The 16377-nt window shown below is 56.4% G+C and carries 15 protein-coding genes; 9 read left to right on the top strand and 6 right to left on the bottom strand.

Translation table 11 applies throughout. From position 1 onward, the window contains the following. Entirely contained in the window at positions 1-906 is a 906-nt protein-coding gene (locus LEPTO7104_RS0118920) for a M56 family metallopeptidase (RefSeq protein ID WP_017300156.1), read from the bottom strand. After that, positions 906-1352: a BlaI/MecI/CopY family transcriptional regulator gene (locus LEPTO7104_RS0118915; protein WP_017300155.1), complete on the bottom strand. Its 447-nt coding sequence runs from the start codon at positions 1350-1352 to the stop codon at positions 906-908. The genes LEPTO7104_RS0118920 and LEPTO7104_RS0118915 overlap by 1 nt, the downstream gene beginning before the upstream one ends. Before the next feature lie 183 nt (positions 1353-1535). Here LEPTO7104_RS0118915 and petJ point away from each other — a divergent pair, with 183 nt between their 5' ends. From petJ to LEPTO7104_RS0118895, 4 genes are all read left to right on the top strand, one after another. Further along, entirely contained in the window at positions 1536-1868 is a 333-nt protein-coding gene (petJ, locus tag LEPTO7104_RS0118910; RefSeq protein ID WP_026072849.1) for a cytochrome c6 PetJ, read from the top strand. Positions 1869-1941: 73 nt separating this feature from the next. Then, entirely contained in the window at positions 1942-2718 is a 777-nt protein-coding gene (locus LEPTO7104_RS34535; protein ID WP_017300153.1) for a tetratricopeptide repeat protein, read from the top strand. 55 nt (positions 2719-2773) lie between these two features. Then, positions 2774-3301 (top strand): hypothetical protein, encoded by a 528-nt coding sequence (locus LEPTO7104_RS0118900; protein WP_017300152.1) that lies wholly within the window; start codon positions 2774-2776, stop codon positions 3299-3301. A gap of 253 nt (positions 3302-3554) precedes the next feature. After that, positions 3555-4022, top strand: coding sequence for a hypothetical protein (locus tag LEPTO7104_RS0118895; RefSeq protein WP_017300151.1), 468 nt, complete (start codon positions 3555-3557; stop codon positions 4020-4022). Between the two features lie 118 nt (positions 4023-4140). Here LEPTO7104_RS0118895 and LEPTO7104_RS0118890 read toward each other — a convergent pair whose 3' ends face one another. Next, positions 4141-5034, bottom strand: coding sequence for an alpha/beta fold hydrolase (locus tag LEPTO7104_RS0118890; RefSeq protein ID WP_017300150.1), 894 nt, complete (start codon positions 5032-5034; stop codon positions 4141-4143). Positions 5035-5168: 134 nt separating this feature from the next. Between LEPTO7104_RS0118890 and LEPTO7104_RS34530 the strand changes: the two genes are divergently transcribed. From LEPTO7104_RS34530 to LEPTO7104_RS0118870, 4 genes are all read left to right on the top strand, one after another. Then, positions 5169-6653 (top strand): hypothetical protein, encoded by a 1485-nt coding sequence (locus tag LEPTO7104_RS34530; RefSeq protein WP_017300149.1) that lies wholly within the window; start codon positions 5169-5171, stop codon positions 6651-6653. A gap of 231 nt (positions 6654-6884) precedes the next feature. Further along, positions 6885-7454, top strand: coding sequence for a superantigen-like protein SSL4 (locus LEPTO7104_RS0118880; protein WP_017300148.1), 570 nt, complete (start codon positions 6885-6887; stop codon positions 7452-7454). Positions 7455-7908: 454 nt separating this feature from the next. Further along, positions 7909-9579 (top strand): GMC oxidoreductase, encoded by a 1671-nt coding sequence (locus LEPTO7104_RS0118875; RefSeq protein ID WP_017300147.1) that lies wholly within the window; start codon positions 7909-7911, stop codon positions 9577-9579. A gap of 246 nt (positions 9580-9825) precedes the next feature. Then, a complete protein-coding gene (locus LEPTO7104_RS0118870; RefSeq protein WP_017300146.1) occupies positions 9826-10491 on the top strand; it encodes an SDR family oxidoreductase in 666 nt (221 codons plus the stop codon). A gap of 46 nt (positions 10492-10537) precedes the next feature. Here the strand turns inward: LEPTO7104_RS0118870 and LEPTO7104_RS0118865 are convergent, their stop codons facing one another. The 3 genes from LEPTO7104_RS0118865 to LEPTO7104_RS0118855 form a co-directional block, all read right to left on the bottom strand. Then, positions 10538-11611: a tocopherol cyclase family protein gene (locus LEPTO7104_RS0118865; RefSeq protein WP_017300145.1), complete on the bottom strand. Its 1074-nt coding sequence runs from the start codon at positions 11609-11611 to the stop codon at positions 10538-10540. A 409-nt stretch (positions 11612-12020) separates the two neighbouring features. Beyond that, positions 12021-12779, bottom strand: a complete 759-nt coding sequence (locus LEPTO7104_RS0118860) for a M48 family metallopeptidase (protein WP_017300144.1) — start codon at positions 12777-12779, stop codon at positions 12021-12023. 38 nt (positions 12780-12817) lie between these two features. Beyond that, positions 12818-13261 carry an NUDIX hydrolase gene (locus LEPTO7104_RS0118855; RefSeq protein ID WP_017300143.1) on the bottom strand — a complete coding sequence of 148 codons (444 nt, stop codon included), beginning with the start codon at positions 13259-13261 and terminating at the stop codon, positions 12818-12820. A gap of 769 nt (positions 13262-14030) precedes the next feature. Here LEPTO7104_RS0118855 and psaA point away from each other — a divergent pair. Further along, positions 14031-16295 (top strand): photosystem I core protein PsaA, encoded by a 2265-nt coding sequence (gene psaA / locus LEPTO7104_RS0118850; RefSeq protein WP_017300142.1) that lies wholly within the window; start codon positions 14031-14033, stop codon positions 16293-16295. The last annotated feature ends 82 nt before the right edge of the window (positions 16296-16377 follow it).

Below are 16377 nucleotides of genomic sequence, written 5' to 3'. Positions count from 1 at the left end.
TCAGGTGTGCAACCAGATGGTAGCTAACGGCAGCGTAGCCGCTGCCACCCAGGCCAGACGCCCCAGAACCAGACGCCCCAGGGGTGAAGCTGGGGCTTCAAATGTACTGACGGGTTCGATTAGAGCATTGACCCGCTGTTCCAGGCGGCTGAGCAACAGGGGTTCATAGAAGCCTGTGGAGGGCGTAAAATCGGCGCTGAGGTTGGCAGACTGCATAGCCAGGGCCATCTGCTGAGACACCTTCACCAACAGTTCCGCCAGCAGCAGCGGATCGCTGGTTTGGGCCGCCCGTCGGTCGGCCCGGATTTCGCGCAGCAGCAGCAGCTCTTCCCACAGCATATGGGTGCCAGGCAGCCAGATGGCGAAGCGTCGCACCGTGCCTAGCCAGAAAAACCAGAAGGGATCGTGACAGTCGGCATGGGCCTGCTCGTGGGCAAGCATAGCCTGCTGTTCACTGGCGGTGAGCTGCTCTAGCCAGCCCTGGCTCACGAGTAGCGACGATCGCCATAATCCGACCTGGGCCGCGCAAGGCAGGTCAATGGGCAAACATCGCGCCTGCCTGCCCTGCGCCAGGGTAATGGTAGGGTATTGCCGCAGCCGCAGCCCGGTAGCCGCCGCCTGCCCCAGGGAATAGACCAGTACTCCCATGAAAAAGGTCAGGCATCCCAGGCTGGCCCAGCACCCCGTGGGGCTAACCGACCAGCCCATCATGGTGCCGTGGTGGCCCATGAAAAGCACGGCCCCGGCGGTCAGCAGCAGCAGCAGGGGCGGCAGGCAAAAGGTGCTGAGAGCAGACTCCCAGCGGGCCTGCCAGGACATAGGAGTCGATCGCCCTTGGGGACATCGCCACTGCCACCGCCATGCCACGGCGAACAGAATTGTGAGCACAATCAGGCTGCTGTGCATTACACATCCTCCCGTTTGGTACTGCGCAGGGCGCGCAGGCGGCTGGCGATCGCATCGAGCTGATCCAGCTCAGCGGTATCTAAGCTATCGGCAAAGGCGGCCACAATGTCGGGGCTGCCGATCGCCAAAAAGCTCTGTAGCTGCTGGTGGGCAGTCAGCAGTTTAGCCTCCTGTTGGGAAACCGTGGGCTGCCACTGGTAGACCCGCCGCAGTTTTCCGGGCTTTTCTGGCTGAATTACTTCGCGCCGCAGCCAGCCTTTCTTGGCCAGTCGCTGTAGTACTGTCGTCACCGAAGCCTGGGCCAGGTCGCGATCGGGGTCGGCCAGAATGTGGTCGTGAATATCTTTGACCGTTGCCCCTCCCTTGGCCCAAATAATGGCCAGAATTTCAGCTTCCAGAGGACCGAGGGAGAGCTGGTGGGGGCGATGGCGAGGGAGGGGGGACATTTGGGGAAGCGCAGGTGAGGGGGTGAGGCGGCCAGGCGTTGATAGGGTTTAGTTTAGGGGATGGGGCACGGGGCTGCCCAGAGACTGAGTTTACAGTTTGCAATAGTTGACCAGCTGTCTTTTGATTCAAATGGGAGTTGCCAAGACAATCCTTCAAGAGAGGATTTTGAGCTGTGAACGATTATGAGAAGACTCGCTTTAACATTGGTAGCTGCGCTGGTAGCCCTCACCCTGTGGATGGCTCCGGCGGCCCAGGCCGCTGACCTAGGCCACGGCGGTCAAATTTTTGGCAACAACTGCGCGGCTTGCCACATTGGCGGCGGCAACGTAGTCAACGGGGCTAAGACTCTGAAGCAGGCCGATTTAGAAAAGTATGACATGGCCTCGATCGAGGCGATTGTCGGCCAGGTGACCAACGGCAAAAATGCGATGCCGGCCTTTAAAGGACGACTCAGCGATGGAGACATTGCCGATGTGGCGGCCTACGTGCTGAGCCAGGCTGAGCAAGGGTGGTAGATTTCGTCGCTCCAGTTCCCTACGCCCCCTGCCGTCAAGCTAGGGGGTTTTGTCGTCAAATGAGGTCACTCCTATGGGCATTTATCAATGGGTTGCCCTTTGTTTGGGCCTGCTATTGAGCGTGGGCTGGCCCAGCATGGCGCAAGCTGACGCGACGATCGCGGCTGGCGATCGCTGTTTCCTAGAGATTCAGCAGGAACGCTACGGGGATGCGATCGCCACCTGTACCCAGGCGATCGAGCACCAGGCCGAAACTGCTGACTACCGCCTTAACCGAGGGCTGGCCTTCTACCGCAGCGGCTATTTTGCCGATGCGATCGCCGACAATACGGAGGTTTTGGCGGCTCATCCCCACGACTATCGGGCCTACTACAATCGGGGATTAGTCCAGATCGCCCTGCATAACTTTTCGGATGCGATCGCCGATTTTGATCAGGCGGTAGCCCTAACCGCCAATCCGCTGCCCTTAGCTGATATCTACGACGATCGCGGCCTGGCTAAACTTTTGGCGGCCAAGCCAGAGGCGGCCCTGCGCGACTTTGATCGAGCTTTGGCTCTCAACAGCAAAGATACACGGGCACTGTTTAACCGTGGCTGTGCCTGCCACCAGCTGGGCCGAGTCAGCGATGCCCTGGCCGACCTCAACCAAGTGCTGAATCTAGAGCCCGACCACGCCCGCACCTATCTAAAGCGGGGGGTGCTGAGGCAGGCATTGGGCGATCGCACCGGCAGCTTAGCCGATTTGCGCCAGGCTTCAGACTGCGCCAAGGCCCAGGGGCAACTCTATCTGCACCACTACATTCTCACTCTGCTCAACGAGTGGCAAACCCCAAGCATATCGCTGGGATAGGGCTATCCAACCTGAGCTGATTCGCTTTAAAGTCCACCAAGTTATAGCTATGTCGATGAAATTGTCTACCATCTCGGCCCTGATGCTCAAATCGACCCTGGGGCTGTTCACAATGGCCCTGACCCTGGTCTTGGGCAGTGGCCATCTCGTCGCTCGGGCTGACTCAGACCACGGTCATACTCCTAGCCACGACATGGGCACCAGTAGTGATATGGGCGATGGTCACGACATGGAAGAGGGCCACCACCACGGCATCCTCGAAATTCCGGCGGGTCAGCCTGTGCCAACTGTCATGCTGATGGTGTATCCCGACCCAGTGCAGGGATGGAACCTGGAGGTGCAGACTACCAACTTTCGCTTTGCCCCAGAACATGTCAACCAGGCCAATCTTCCTGGCGAAGGTCATGCCCATCTCTACGTCAACGGCGAAAAAACATCGCGCATCTATGGCCCCTGGCTGCACTTGCCTCAATTGCCCAGCGGACAAAGCGAGTTAACCGTGGGTCTCAACGCCAACGGACACGAAGCCTTGACCCACGATGGCCAGAAAATTGAATCTACCGTGGTAGTCGAGGTCCCCTAGGTAATCGCTCTAGAGCCGCCTATGCCTTGTAAGCCCTAACGTTGCCAGCGATGGAATGCCCTGATGAAAAACGTTCTCACCAGGGCATTCTGGGTAGTGAGGCCGCCCACTGCTACGATCCGCTAAGCTATAGCTGTGGCCAGTCTGGTTAAGACATGACTTCTGTGAACGTTTGAGCGTTCAAACGTTTGAACGTTCATAGGGTTTTTGGGTGTCCTAACTGACGTGAATATGGCTATAAAAGTACTCGCGAATGATGGCGTGGCTCAACTTTCTTTCGCTAATTCCGGCTACCACCGTTACGCTACTTCTCATTAGCATTGCCTTTCTGCGGTTTTACAATGAGCAAGACTTCACCTTCCTCGGCCTCATCGCCAACCCCAGAATCTGGAGCAACCGACTCACTGTGGCGGCCCTCCTGGCTGCGGTTATTAATTTCTGCATTGAGTGGGACGGTCGAAACCGAGAAGCAGACCGCCTGGCTGAAGAAGCACAACGAAGACTTGAGGAAGAGCAACGAAGACTTGAGGAAGAGCAACGAAGACTTGAGGAAGAGCAACGAAGGGCTGAGGAAAAAGAACAGGCGTCTCGCCGAGCTGCAATCGAAATTGAACGAGATCTTGCACTCCTGAGCTATCTGGCCGACTCATCTGCGGAAAACCAGCGGAAGTTAACCCAGGTGCTAGCATTGCTCAACGACTACCGAGATTCTCTGGGTTGAGCAATTTACAGCAAAGGTTTGAAGCTGAAGCCAGAAGTATGGGGCTGCGAGCCTCAATGCTCCCATCGACCGATTCAGTAGGGGATCAAATTAAGACGGCATCCATAACCCGCTCGGCTTATTGGATCAATTTTGTCAGCACCCAGTCGCGCAGTAGGCTGTTCACCTGCTCGGGCACCTCATCGTGGGGGCAGTGGCCCGCTTGGAGATAGTGCTCGGTCAAGGTGGGGTAATACTGGCGGAACTGAGCCCCCTTTTCGCGGCAGTTCATCCAGGGGTCGCCTTCGCCCCAGAGCATCAGCAATGGGCAGGCAAGCTTTTGCAGTAGCTCATCAACCCTTTCACCCTGGCGCGATTTGAACACCGAGGCAAATACCCTTGCGGCACCGGGGTCCCCAGAGGGGCGGCGAATGTCTTCGACTAGCTGATCGGTAATGGCCGATTTATCCAGGTACACCTGCTGGAGGGTGCGGCGAATGGTGGCGGGCTGACGCATATACTGGAACAGCAGCCAGCTCGGCAGCGGTTGCAGCATCAGCGCTTGGATCGCCTTTGCGATCGGATTGGGGGGAGCAGGCGGAGTCTGAGTAGGGGTAGAAAATGGCCCGGCGCTGTTGAGCAGCACCAGCCCAGCGGCCAATTCAGGGTGGTTTGCCGCCGCGCACAGCGACGCATATCCTCCTAACGAATTGCCCGCCAGTACCACCGGGCGACCGATCACCTCGGCGATAAAGTCGTGGAGCTGGGCCTGCCATAGATCGCCGCTGTACTGCCAGTCAGGCTTGGCCGATCGCCCAAACCCCAGCAGATCAATCGCCCATACCTGAAAATCGGCCTGCAACTCCTGAATATTTTTGCGCCAGTGGTCGGTGGAAGCGCCAAAGCCATGTACCAGCAGCAGCGGTGGACGGTCTTTCTGGGCTTCTCCGGCAACCACGTAGTGAATGGCGTGATCGCGCCAGGGCCAGTAGGTATGCAGGGAACTGTCGGAAGTAGAAACAGCGGCGGGCATAGCGGTTTTGCAAGCGATATGTAAACAAATATTAAATATGATGGTAGCGAATATTGGCACAACCAGCCTTTTGAGGATGACAAAACGTCGAATACCAGGCATTGTTGCAGAGGAATGCTCTTAAGCCCGCTCCTATGGCTGCCCTATCTCGCCCCCGCAAATCAAAAAACCGTCGCGAATTTTCTAAGTACGATGCTCGCAGTCGCAAATCGCTCTGGTTTGAGCGCCTGATGGCAGCGACGGCACTGCTTAACCTGGTGTTGGTAATCGGCGACCTGAGTTATATTCCCCTGCGAGATCAGTATTTGCGTTTTTTGCCCAGGGTGACGACCTGGTATGGCGAAACCTTTAAGGGCATTGAGCCCCACCGGTTCACCACCAACTATCTCGGTACCGTAGAAAAGCTTGAAGAACAGGTGGCCCAAACCGGGCTTACTTCTGTTCAGGCGCAGTCTATTTTGGACGATTTACAGCAGCAAAGTGCCGCGATGATTGCCGAAAACCCGTTTCAAATCGCCAATCGATCCGGCAATCTTGAGCAGATTAAGAACGAAATGCGCGATCGCATGGGCGTTGAATCGTCCACCACTGCATTTACCGAATTTTGGAGTGCTGAGCATTTGAGCGAAGCTGGGTTCTCCTCAGAGATGAGGTTCTTTAAGGATGAAATTCAGCCTCTGATTGAGACCAACTTCTTTCGGCGGATTGCGGTTCACGGCGGCTTTGTAGATTTATTTTGGCGGATTGATATCTGGTTTAACCTGCTGTTTGGCCTCGAGCTGCTGGCCCGCAGCATTTACCTCGATCGCCGCTACAAAAACTTCGCCTGGCACGACGCCATTCTCTGGCGCTGGTACGACGTTCTATTGATCATTCCGTTTAGCGGTCTCCGCTTGCCCTGGCTTGCCCTAGCTCGCATCATTCCCGTCACCATTCGCATTAACCAGTCAAATTTGCTCGATCTGGCCCCGATCCAAAGCCGAGTTAGCCGTTTTGTGATCAGCCACGTAGCGGTTGAAATTACCGAAATCGTGGTGTTACGCATTATCGACCAGGCGCAATCGCTCATTCGAGATGGCAGCGTAGCCGAGGCTTTGCTCGAACCCAAAGCGCGCCGCTACATCGAAGTCGGCGGTGTTGACGAATTGGAGGTGCTCTCTAAACGCCTGGGGGCCTTGGCCGTCTATAACGTGCTGCCCCAGGTCAAACCCGAGATCGATGCACTGCTCAAGCACACCATTACCCAAGCGTTTGATCGCGCCCCCGGCTACCAGGGATTCAGGCAGCTGCCCGGCATTGGCGATCTGCCCGACCAAGTGGCCCAGAGGGTCGTAGCTCAACTGTCGGCCAACCTCTACGGGGCGCTCAAGGGTTCCCTAGAGAATGAGTCTGGCGGCAAGCTCACCGAAAAGCTAATTCAAAAACTAGGGGAAACCTTCAGGCTTCAGATCAAAGAAAACGAAGATATTGAAGAGCTTGAAACCCTGGTAATAGACTTTCTCGAAGAAATCAAGCTCAACTATGTTAAGCGTCTGGCGGCTGCCGATGTCGATCGCCTGATCGAAGAGCGCTATCAGCTTTACAACGTTACCCAAAGTGGCCAAGAGGGCGATCGCTAGAGTCAAACCTTTTGTAAACAAGCCTTCTCCTCCCCAAGATAGGCTGACAAACCCAACCATCTCATCCCCTTAGCTCTCCACCAGGGTAGAGAAGATTTTCTTACTCCCATTGCTAAATTGGGCGCAGTCTAAACGGCATTTGCAGAAGAGCAAAGCTTCCGGCCAGATCGCCCTTAAGGCAATTTAAGGTGCTGCTTTTTTCAAGCACCCACGTATGGGAGAACAGTGAATATGTCTACTCGAAATACCGACCGCCGCGATCGAGACTTTGAATCATCGATCAGCGCTCGACCCGTAACCAAGGATGAAATTGCCTATCGCGATGGCTATGTCAGAGGCAAGTCAGCCGAGCAGCTAGAGTATGAGCGGCGTCGGGCTGCCGAAGCCAGAATATATGAGGAAAACGCCAGGCTGCGGGCGGACAACGGGTTGTCTATCGGCCTCATCCTTGGTCTGATCCTAGCGGCGGTAGCGGCAGTAGTGGGTGGTCTTATCTACGTCTACAGTGATGCAGACACGCCTGGCGCAGTTGCTCCCACCCCTGAGACCACTAGCCCAGAACCCGCCAGCAACAACAAAACCACGGTTATTGAGCGAACCATTGAGCGCACTCGGGAAGCAGTGCCAGTGCCGAGTTCTGTGCAACCGCCCGACATCAACGTGGAAGTACCTTCTACCCCTGAGCAACCGTCTAGCCCAGCCCCGACACCATCCGCTCAGCCAGATGCCGCTGCCAATCAAGCCCCAACCGATATCGCTCCCAACTCTAACTCAGCCGGGACCGCCCCTAGCTCTAACTAAGTCTCCGTCAGATAGCTTTATAGCTTCATTCCCTGGGCACCAGGGGAACCCTGTACAGCGGTTCCCCTGGTGCTTTATGCCGCATCAGGATCTTGTTCACCCACCCGGCAACGGGGATTATAAGCGTTCGAAGTTCATCCTGGTGCCGCTTCATACAGTCATAGAAGATCGAATCTAGATTATAAATTTAACGTGTTGCCAGCCCATAACGAATCGATATCTCCTGAATAAAAGTATATAGATGTACTTCTATAGAGATGTGTTACTAACATTTTGGCTTTCGGAACTCGGCCAAAGCGAGTAATCTACCTAGTTTCGTAGACACATTTGTCGATTTTTTATCGTTGTCGAAAACTAATTCACTAATACAAATCATGGCGGAAAGATGCAAGCATCAAGCCCGCAGCTTTTGCCTGCTTCTTTCCGCCAAAAGCATTGTGCAAAGGGAACTAACATGTTTTTAGATGCTCGAGAAATTGAGAGTAATTTAATCGAAAAAGATATTTGTATCGTTGGCTCAGGTCCTGCTGGCATGAGTCTGGCTCGGGAATTCATTGGCCAAAAGGCCGATGTTTGCCTGCTCGAAAGCGGCGGCATAGACCCTGATGCCCAGGTGCAGTCACTGGCGATGGGAACGACGGTCGGCGAGCCTATCAATCCCCCCGGGGATGTCTGTCGGCGGCAGGTCGGGGGCAACTCTAACGCCTGGTCGGTCAGGGTTGAAAAAGGCAGGGTTGGGGTCCGATACGTTCCCTTTCATGAGGTTGACTTTGAAAAGCGCGATTGGTTGCCCAACAGCGGTTGGCCAATTGACTACGAGCAGCTACTTCCCTACTATCACCGGGCTCAGGCTGTCTGCCAATCAGGCCCTTTTGACTATGATGTCAACACCTGGGAAGACAGTGGCGCCCGCAGGCTGCCTCTAGATGAAACCCTTGTCCAGACATCAATGTTTCAGTTCGGGCCAAGTAAGCCTTTTTTTGAAGACTACCGGGACGAGCTTGCCAGGTCTGCCAACGTTACCCTCTACTCCCAGGCCACGGTTGTCGAGCTTGAGGCCAATGAGTCGGGCACGGCAGTCACCCGCATTCGAGTGGCCTGTTTGAATGGTAAACAGTTTTGGGTATCGGCCCGGGTGTTTGTGCTCGCCTGCGGTGGCTTTGAAAACGCCCGCCTGATGCTCTTGTCCAATCGTCAGCAGCCCGCCGGTTTGGGCAATTCCCATGACGTAGTCGGTCGCTACTTCAACGATCACCCCTTCGTTATGGGAGGTCATTTCAAACCCTACAACCCCAAGCTTTTCAATCAGACGGCTCTTTACGATCTGCGGCATGTGAACGGCGTGCCGGTGATGGGGCATCTGAAACTATCCAAGGAAGTCATGGAGCGAGAGCATCTGCTCAATATGAGTGCCTGCTTCTTTCCCCGGCCCAGCAAGCGCAAAATGACGGCGATTTCGTCGCTGCAATATCTGGTTCAGTCGCGATCGCTCCGTGAATGGCCCGACGAACTGCCTCAAAACTTGCTCAGGATTTTAATGGGAACTGACCACATTGCCCAAACCGCCTACCTAGTCAAAACCAAGAATCAACCCTGGCTAACCGGCTTCTCCCAAGGGGGGTGGTCAAACCTCGACCAGAACGAGAAGCGGTTTAGAACCTTTGAAATTATCCATCAAATTGAGCAGTCCCCCGATCCATCTAATCGCGTTGCCCTCAGCCGCGACAAAGATGTCTTTGGGTGCCCAAAACTTGAGGTTCACTGGCGATGGAGCAAAGAGGATGCCGAGCGGATTGCCCGTGGCCAGGAAATTATGGCCAATGAGCTTCACCGGGCCGGCATTGGAGAATATGAAATGCCGCGCGAGAACGGCTGGCCGCTGCTGGGGCGTCCCTCAGGCAGCCACCACCTGATGGGCACTACGCGCATGCACGACGACCCCAAGCAGGGCGTTGTCGACGCCAACTGCCGCGTGCACGGACTGTCGAACCTGTACGTTGCGGGCAGCTCTGTTTTCCCCACCGGGGGCTACTCCAACCCAACCTTGACCATTGTGGCGCTGTCACTGCGCCTGGGCGACCTGATTAAGCAAGAGCTAGCCGCTGAGGTACTGGCCTTAAGCTAGGGGGTTAGCAACGGATTAGGGCATGCTGGGGAATAAAGATACGGCCATAGTCACTTAGGTCAAGACATCCAGAGGCGTTCGAGCGTTTGAACGTTTTGAGGGAAATTGTCTTAACCAGACTGGCTACGGCTATCCCCCCCTCGGTTAAACAGTAGGCCCTGCGCTCCCGCTGTTCAACCGAGGGATGCTTTCAGCCAGCGGGTGCTTTAAGCCAGGATGAGGAAGACGCAACCTCAAATTCATCCTATGGCTACCTACCTGATTACCGGCGCCAATCGCGGTATTGGCTATGAGTATTGTCGGCAGCTTCAGCAGCGGGGCGATACTGCGATCGCCGTATGCCGCCAACCTTCCGATGCTCTGACAGCATTGGGGGTGCGCGTAGAAGCGGGTATTGACATCACCGATGACGCCTCCGTCGCTGTCCTGGCCCAGCAGCTGGATGGCATTCAGCTAGACGTACTAATCAATAACGCTGGCATTGTCGAGCGCATTACGCTCAACGACCTGGATTTTGAAAGCATTCGGCGGCAGTTTGAGGTCAATGCCCTCGGCCCCCTGCGGCTAACGGCAGCGCTGTTGCCAAATCTAACCAATGGCTCAAAAGTCGCCTTGATGACCAGCCGCATGGGGTCTATAGCTGACAATACTTCTGGTGGCTCCTATGGCTACCGCATGTCAAAGGTAGCCTTATCCATGGCGAGCAAATCCCTGGCCCACGACCTCAAGCCCAGGGGCATCGCCGTAGCGATTCTGCATCCCGGCCTGGTGCAGACGCGCATGACCGGATTTACCACCAGCGGCATTACCCCAGAAGAATCGGTCAGAGGGCTGCTGGCCCGCATTGACGAGCTAACGCTAGAGAACTCCGGCACCTTCTGGCATGCCAATGGAGAGGTACTCCCGTGGTAGAGAGACATCTTTTTGAATCTAGGCAAGGCGTCGCGTTTAAGCGCCATCACGCCTTAACCCAGGGCTCATCCCAGGGGCCGCCGCCGACTTCTAGCCCGGCCTGGGGGCTGGTGGCGGCGACGACTAGATCCAACGCGCTACCCCACCGCTGCCAAAGCTTGAGGCTGAGATCGCCCAGGGCAGTGTCGCGACAGCAGAAGGCCATACCCTCGTGGGTCGGTGCCCGCAGCGGAATACCGGAAAGACGGGTGGCGCCAGTTACTTCGACCACGTAATCGGACCGCTCACATCGCATGTGCCAATAGCCCCAGGGGGTGATGTGCCAGGTGACGTGGGCATTCCAGGGCACAAATTCGTAAAATTTGCCGCCGTGGTGAACCCCCACCATCGCCACCGACTCCATCCACGCCAAAACCTGGCGACGACCGCCCCCGGCGGTGAGGGCTAAATCGGGCACACCCTCAAAGGCGTTGCAGTTGAGCCAGAACCATTTTTGCGGGAACGATCGCCCCCAGTTTTTTTCGCTGTAGGTCGGGGCATTGATGAACTCATACCGCTGTCCCTGCCACTCAACCCACCCGGTAGCGTGGCCGTGGGCCATGAGAATTTGCCAGCCGGGCTCAAAAATTTGCAGGCTAGAGAGCAGCCCCGCGGTGGATTGCTGAGACTGCCCCCGGCTCCCCCAGCCATAGGCCGGATCGGTGTGGTACTGCCATGCCACGGCGCCCAGGACAGGATCGTTTAAGTGACCCTGGTGCCAGGTTGCCGTCACCTGATAGCCCTCCGGTATGTCTTTCTCAAAGTCTGACGATGGCAGCAACCGAGGCTCAATTTTGGTTTTCCCTCGCCAGTGACCCAGCCCTAGCCCCTCAGGCCAAGCCCAAAATTGCCCTATATCGGGAAAGGTGCGGCAAAAGTAGCTGTCGTCGGGACCCAGAATCTGCGCCGTGCCGCCGCTGTGGGGCTGCCCCCCAATCGGATCTTCGATGGAATACATAAAGGCAAAGGTCTGGCGAGTCTCCGGCAGCGTGAGGCGAAAGTACCAGCCCTCGAAGAAGCGATTGCCTTTGCCGTCCCAGTGGTAGCCGCTGTGGGGAGTCTGGAGGGGGTGAAGGGACATAGGGAGTGGGGGAGGTGAGGGACATAGGGAGTGAGGGAGTGGGGAGGGGAGGGAGTGGGGGAGTAGGGGAGTAGGGGAGTAGGGAAGTAGGGAAGTAGGGAAGTGGAAGAGGGTTTAGTTTTGAGTTTTGAGGTAAGTCATTGAACGTTTGCTTGGGTGTGCGTCCATAGCCTAGAACACCGTTCGGGACCTGAGGGGTTGTGTTGCCCACAGGTCCATTTGCAGAACACAGGTTTAAACCGATGATCGGCTGCTCCTTTCCGTCGGGTCCAGGGCGGCGGAACGCCCCTGGTTGACGGGGGTCTGGGGCCAGCAAAATGGCCCCAGCAGCTAATCTGGGTTCTCTCCCACCACCTCTGCCAGCCTAGAACCTCTTTTACTTAAGGCAGCTTACTGTCCTAGAAGATTCTCAATCTTCAACCCAACGGGGTACGTATTGCCAACCATCGCGGATCTCGTCTCGAAACCGCCGATGCCCTGGCTGCTTTTCTTCTACCAGCTTCCAAAAGGCCGCAGAATGGTTCATATGCACGGTATGGCACAGCTCGTGGACAAAGACATAGTGCACTAGCTCGGGGGGCAAAAACAGCAGCTTATAGTTGAGGCTGATGTTTTTGTTGCTGGAGCAGCTGGCCCAGCGGGTCTTTTGGCCCCGGATAGAAATGCGGCTAAAGGGCAGGTTAACAACAAAACTCAGCTCCCGCAGCCAGGGAGCAAACTCAGCCCGGGCCTTGCGGCTCAGCCACTGGCGCAGCAGATCGGCGCAGGCGGCGCTGTCGTCAACGGGGCCGCGCAGCAGCAGGGTTTGGGGGGCACTCTGGGTCATGGCCAGGGTGCGCGTGCTGGCGGGTTGGTAGCTAACTTGCCAGGTCTGATGACGCGATCGCACCTCAATCTGCTCGGGTTTTTCGTCAAAGTGGGCATCGGTAAGCCCGGCGGTTTGGTGGGCTAGCCGCAGCTGCGATCGCCACAGCCAGTCGCGCCGCCGATGCAGCAGCTCGGGCACCTGGCTGTGGTCGAAGCCGTTGGGCACAACCACCTCTACCTGACCATTTAGGTGCACTTTAATGGAGACGTGGCGAGCGCGAGCGCTCTCTCGAATGCGGTAGTCGGGCAGCTCTGCCGAGGGGGCAGAAAAAAGCTCTAGCTGTTCAGACGATTCAGCCATGGGCGGCAGGAACACAGCACTCAGGAACAGGGCGCTACTTATATAGCCTGTTCTATCCTACGGTGCCCTAGAAAAGAGAGCAAAATTTGCTGGTGAGGTGGCCCAAGCGGTCGGCTTTCATTGGCGCGAGTAGAGAAGCGATCGCCCCGGTGGATGTCGGCAGTGCTCCACAGTCCCAGATCCAGGCCCTCGCTCAGAACTAAGCTTTCGACGGGCACAACTAACGGCCCGTGGTACACGTGACGCACCACGGCGTCATCTTCCAGGCGCTCAAAGAGCGTGAGCCGAGGAGCGGCATAGCCAATTTCCTCTAGCAGCTCTCGGTACACGGCGGTATCAGGATCTTCCCCCGGCTCCAGGTGGCCGCCAAAAAAGGCCCAGTGGCCAGGCCAGGCGATGGTGGGAATATCATCGCGGAGCTGAAGCAGGAAGCGATCGCCCTGGTAAAGAATCGCGATCGCCACTTCAGGTTTGGTCGTCATAGGACAGGTTGTTACAGAAGATTACAGCCAGCGCCATCACAATCCTTAACGTTAACCTTCCCAGCCAGCGCGCTGAAAGGCGGAGGGTTAAACGCTCCAGCCCAGTAGGGAAAGGCTGTATTAAAGCCTTGGGCCGACTGCCCACCTTCGCGATGCCCACGCCTCACCATTAAATATATAGAGCTAAATGCTAGCCAAAGGCTCTGGGGCAGTCGCCAGCAAAACAAGGGTCTGGGGAGACATTAGCGTCCCGAGCCTCGCCCTTCGCAGCTGGCGGGGCAACCCTTGAGCGGATGCGCTGCACTACCGCCAGCCACGTAAATAATTGCGGTCATCATCAATGCCTCCTGAGTGGTCACCCCATCAGCTACACCGTCAAAGCTCCGCATTTCGGAAATCCTGCCTCTTCACAACCCGCCAAAGATCAAGCATTGAGCCGCAATAATTAACATGAATTAACAAAAATAGGCCTTGATCGCCAAATTGACGATCAAGGCCCCGTTTTTTATTGAGTTTTATTAATAGAAGGCTGATTTAAAGATCAATTTTGCGATCGGAGTATTTCCAGAAGCCCTACAGATCAAGGGCTTCCGGAGGTTGAATTATTGTTAACCCCGGTCAAAAAGCGTCAAATCACGAGACTATAATGCTCAAGAGCAATCACCGCCTAAGTATCAGTTGTGCCTGTGGGCGATCGCGCACTCGGGTACAGTTCTAGCCAAGGTGAATGATTCTCGATTTGCTTTTGTCTAGAGAGAGGAGAGTCTCCATGACAACTACCCCGCGCGAGCGGGAGGCGAAAGCCAAGGTCATCGTAGATAAGGATCCAGTACCTACTTCTTTTGAGAAGTGGGGCAAGCCGGGTCACTTTGATCGGACTTTGGCGAAGGGACCCAAAACCACCACCTGGATTTGGAACCTTCACGCCGACGCTCACGATTTTGATAGTCATACCAGTGATTTAGAAGACATTTCGCGCAAAATCTTTAGCGCTCACTTCGGTCACTTAGCCGTCGTCTTTATCTGGCTTAGCGGCATGTATTTCCATGGCGCTAAGTTTTCAAACTTTGAAGCCTGGATGACCAACCCTACGGGCATCAAGCCCAGTGCTCAGGTGGTCTGGCCGATCTTCGGTCAAGAGATCCTGAACGCCGATGTAGGTGGCGGTTTCCAGGGTATTCAAATTACCTCTGGCCTGTTCCAGATGTGGCGCGCCGCTGGCATCACCAATGGCTTCCAGCTCTACGTCACCGCCATTGGTGCGCTGGTGATGGCTGGCCTGATGCTGTTTGCAGGCTGGTTCCATTACCACAAGGCCGCTCCCAAACTGGAGTGGTTCCAGAACGTGGAATCGATGATGAACCACCACCTGGCTGGCTTGCTCGGTTTGGGCTGCCTCAGCTGGGCCGGTCACCAAATCCACGTGGCGCTGCCCATTAACAAAATGCTGGATGCTGGCGTGGCTCCGCAGAATATTCCTCTGCCCCACGAGTTCATCCTGAATAAGAGTCTGATGGCTGACCTGTACCCCAGCTTTGCTGAGGGCCTGAAGCCTTTCTTCACCCTTAATTGGGGTGTGTACGCCGACTTCCTCACCTTCAAGGGCGGTCTGAACCCCGTGACCGGCGGCCTCTGGCTGTCGGATACGGCTCACCACCACCTGGCGCTCGCCGTGCTCTTTATCGTTGCGGGCCATATGTACCGCACCAACTGGGGCATCGGCCACAGCATGAAGGAGATTCTGGAAGGCCACAAGGGCGACCCGCTGCTGTTTGGTGGCAAGGGCCACGATGGCCTGTACGAGAACCTGACCACCTCCTGGCATGCCCAGCTGGCGGTTAACCTGGCCATCCTGGGTTCCATCACCATCATCGTGGCGCAGCACATGTATGCCATGCCTCCCTATCCGTACATCGCGACGGATTACCCCACCCAGCTGTCGCTGTTTACCCACCACATGTGGATTGGCGGCTTCTTAATCGTGGGTGCCGGTGCCCACGCCTCCATCTTTATGGTGCGTGACTACGACCCGGCGGTGAATATGGACAACGCCCTCGATCGCATGCTGCGGTCCCGCGACGCCATCATTTCCCACCTCAACTGGGTGTGTATTTTCCTCGGCTTCCACAGCTTTGGTCTGTACATCCACAACGACACCATGCGGGCCCTGGGCCGTCCCCAGGACATGTTCTCTGACTCCGCCATTCAGCTGCAGCCGATCTTTGCCCAATGGGTGCAAGGGTTCCATGCAGCGGCAGCTGGGGCTACGGCTCCCAATGCCTTGGCCAGCGTCAGCCCCGTATTTGGTGGCGATGTTGTAGCTGTGGCCGGTAAGGTTGCAATGATGCCCATGGCCCTCGGCACCGCCGACTTCATGGTGCACCACATCCACGCCTTCACCATCCACGTGACCGCGCTCATTCTGCTCAAGGGTGTGCTGTACGCCCGCAGCTCTCGGCTGGTACCCGACAAAGGCGAACTAGGCTTCCGGTTCCCCTGCGACGGGCCTGGTCGGGGCGGCACCTGTCAGGTTTCCGGTTGGGACCACGTGTTCCTGGGCCTGTTCTGGATGTACAACTCCCTATCGATCGTGATCTTCCACTTCAGCTGGAAGATGCAGTCCGACATTTGGGGTACGGTGAGCCCCGATGGCACGGTGTCTCACATCACCGGCGGCAACTTTGCAGCCAGCGCCATCACCATCAACGGCTGGTTGCGCGACTTCCTGTGGGCGCAAGCGTCTCAGGTGATCGGATCCTATGGTTCGGCGCTGTCGGCCTACGGTCTGCTGTTCCTGGGTGCCCACTTCGTTTGGGCGTTCAGCCTGATGTTCTTGTTCAGCGGCCGCGGCTACTGGCAGGAGCTGATTGAGTCCATCGTCTGGGCTCACAGCAAGCTGAAGGTGGCCCCTGCCATTCAACCCCGCGCGCTGAGCATCACTCAGGGCCGGGCTGTGGGTGTGGCCCACTACCTCCTCGGGGGTATTGCCACTACCTGGGCCTTCTTCCTGGCTCGAATTATCGCGGTGGGCTAGGTTTCTCGTCATGGAATCTCCTGGGTTGCAGAGACGCGATTAATCGCGTCTCTGCAACCTACCAACCGCACTCATGACTCAA

Source organism: Nodosilinea nodulosa PCC 7104 (assembly GCF_000309385.1).
Classification (GTDB): Bacteria; Cyanobacteriota; Cyanobacteriia; order Phormidesmidales; family Phormidesmidaceae; genus Nodosilinea; species Nodosilinea nodulosa.
This window is presented reverse-complemented; position numbering and strand designations above follow the sequence as displayed.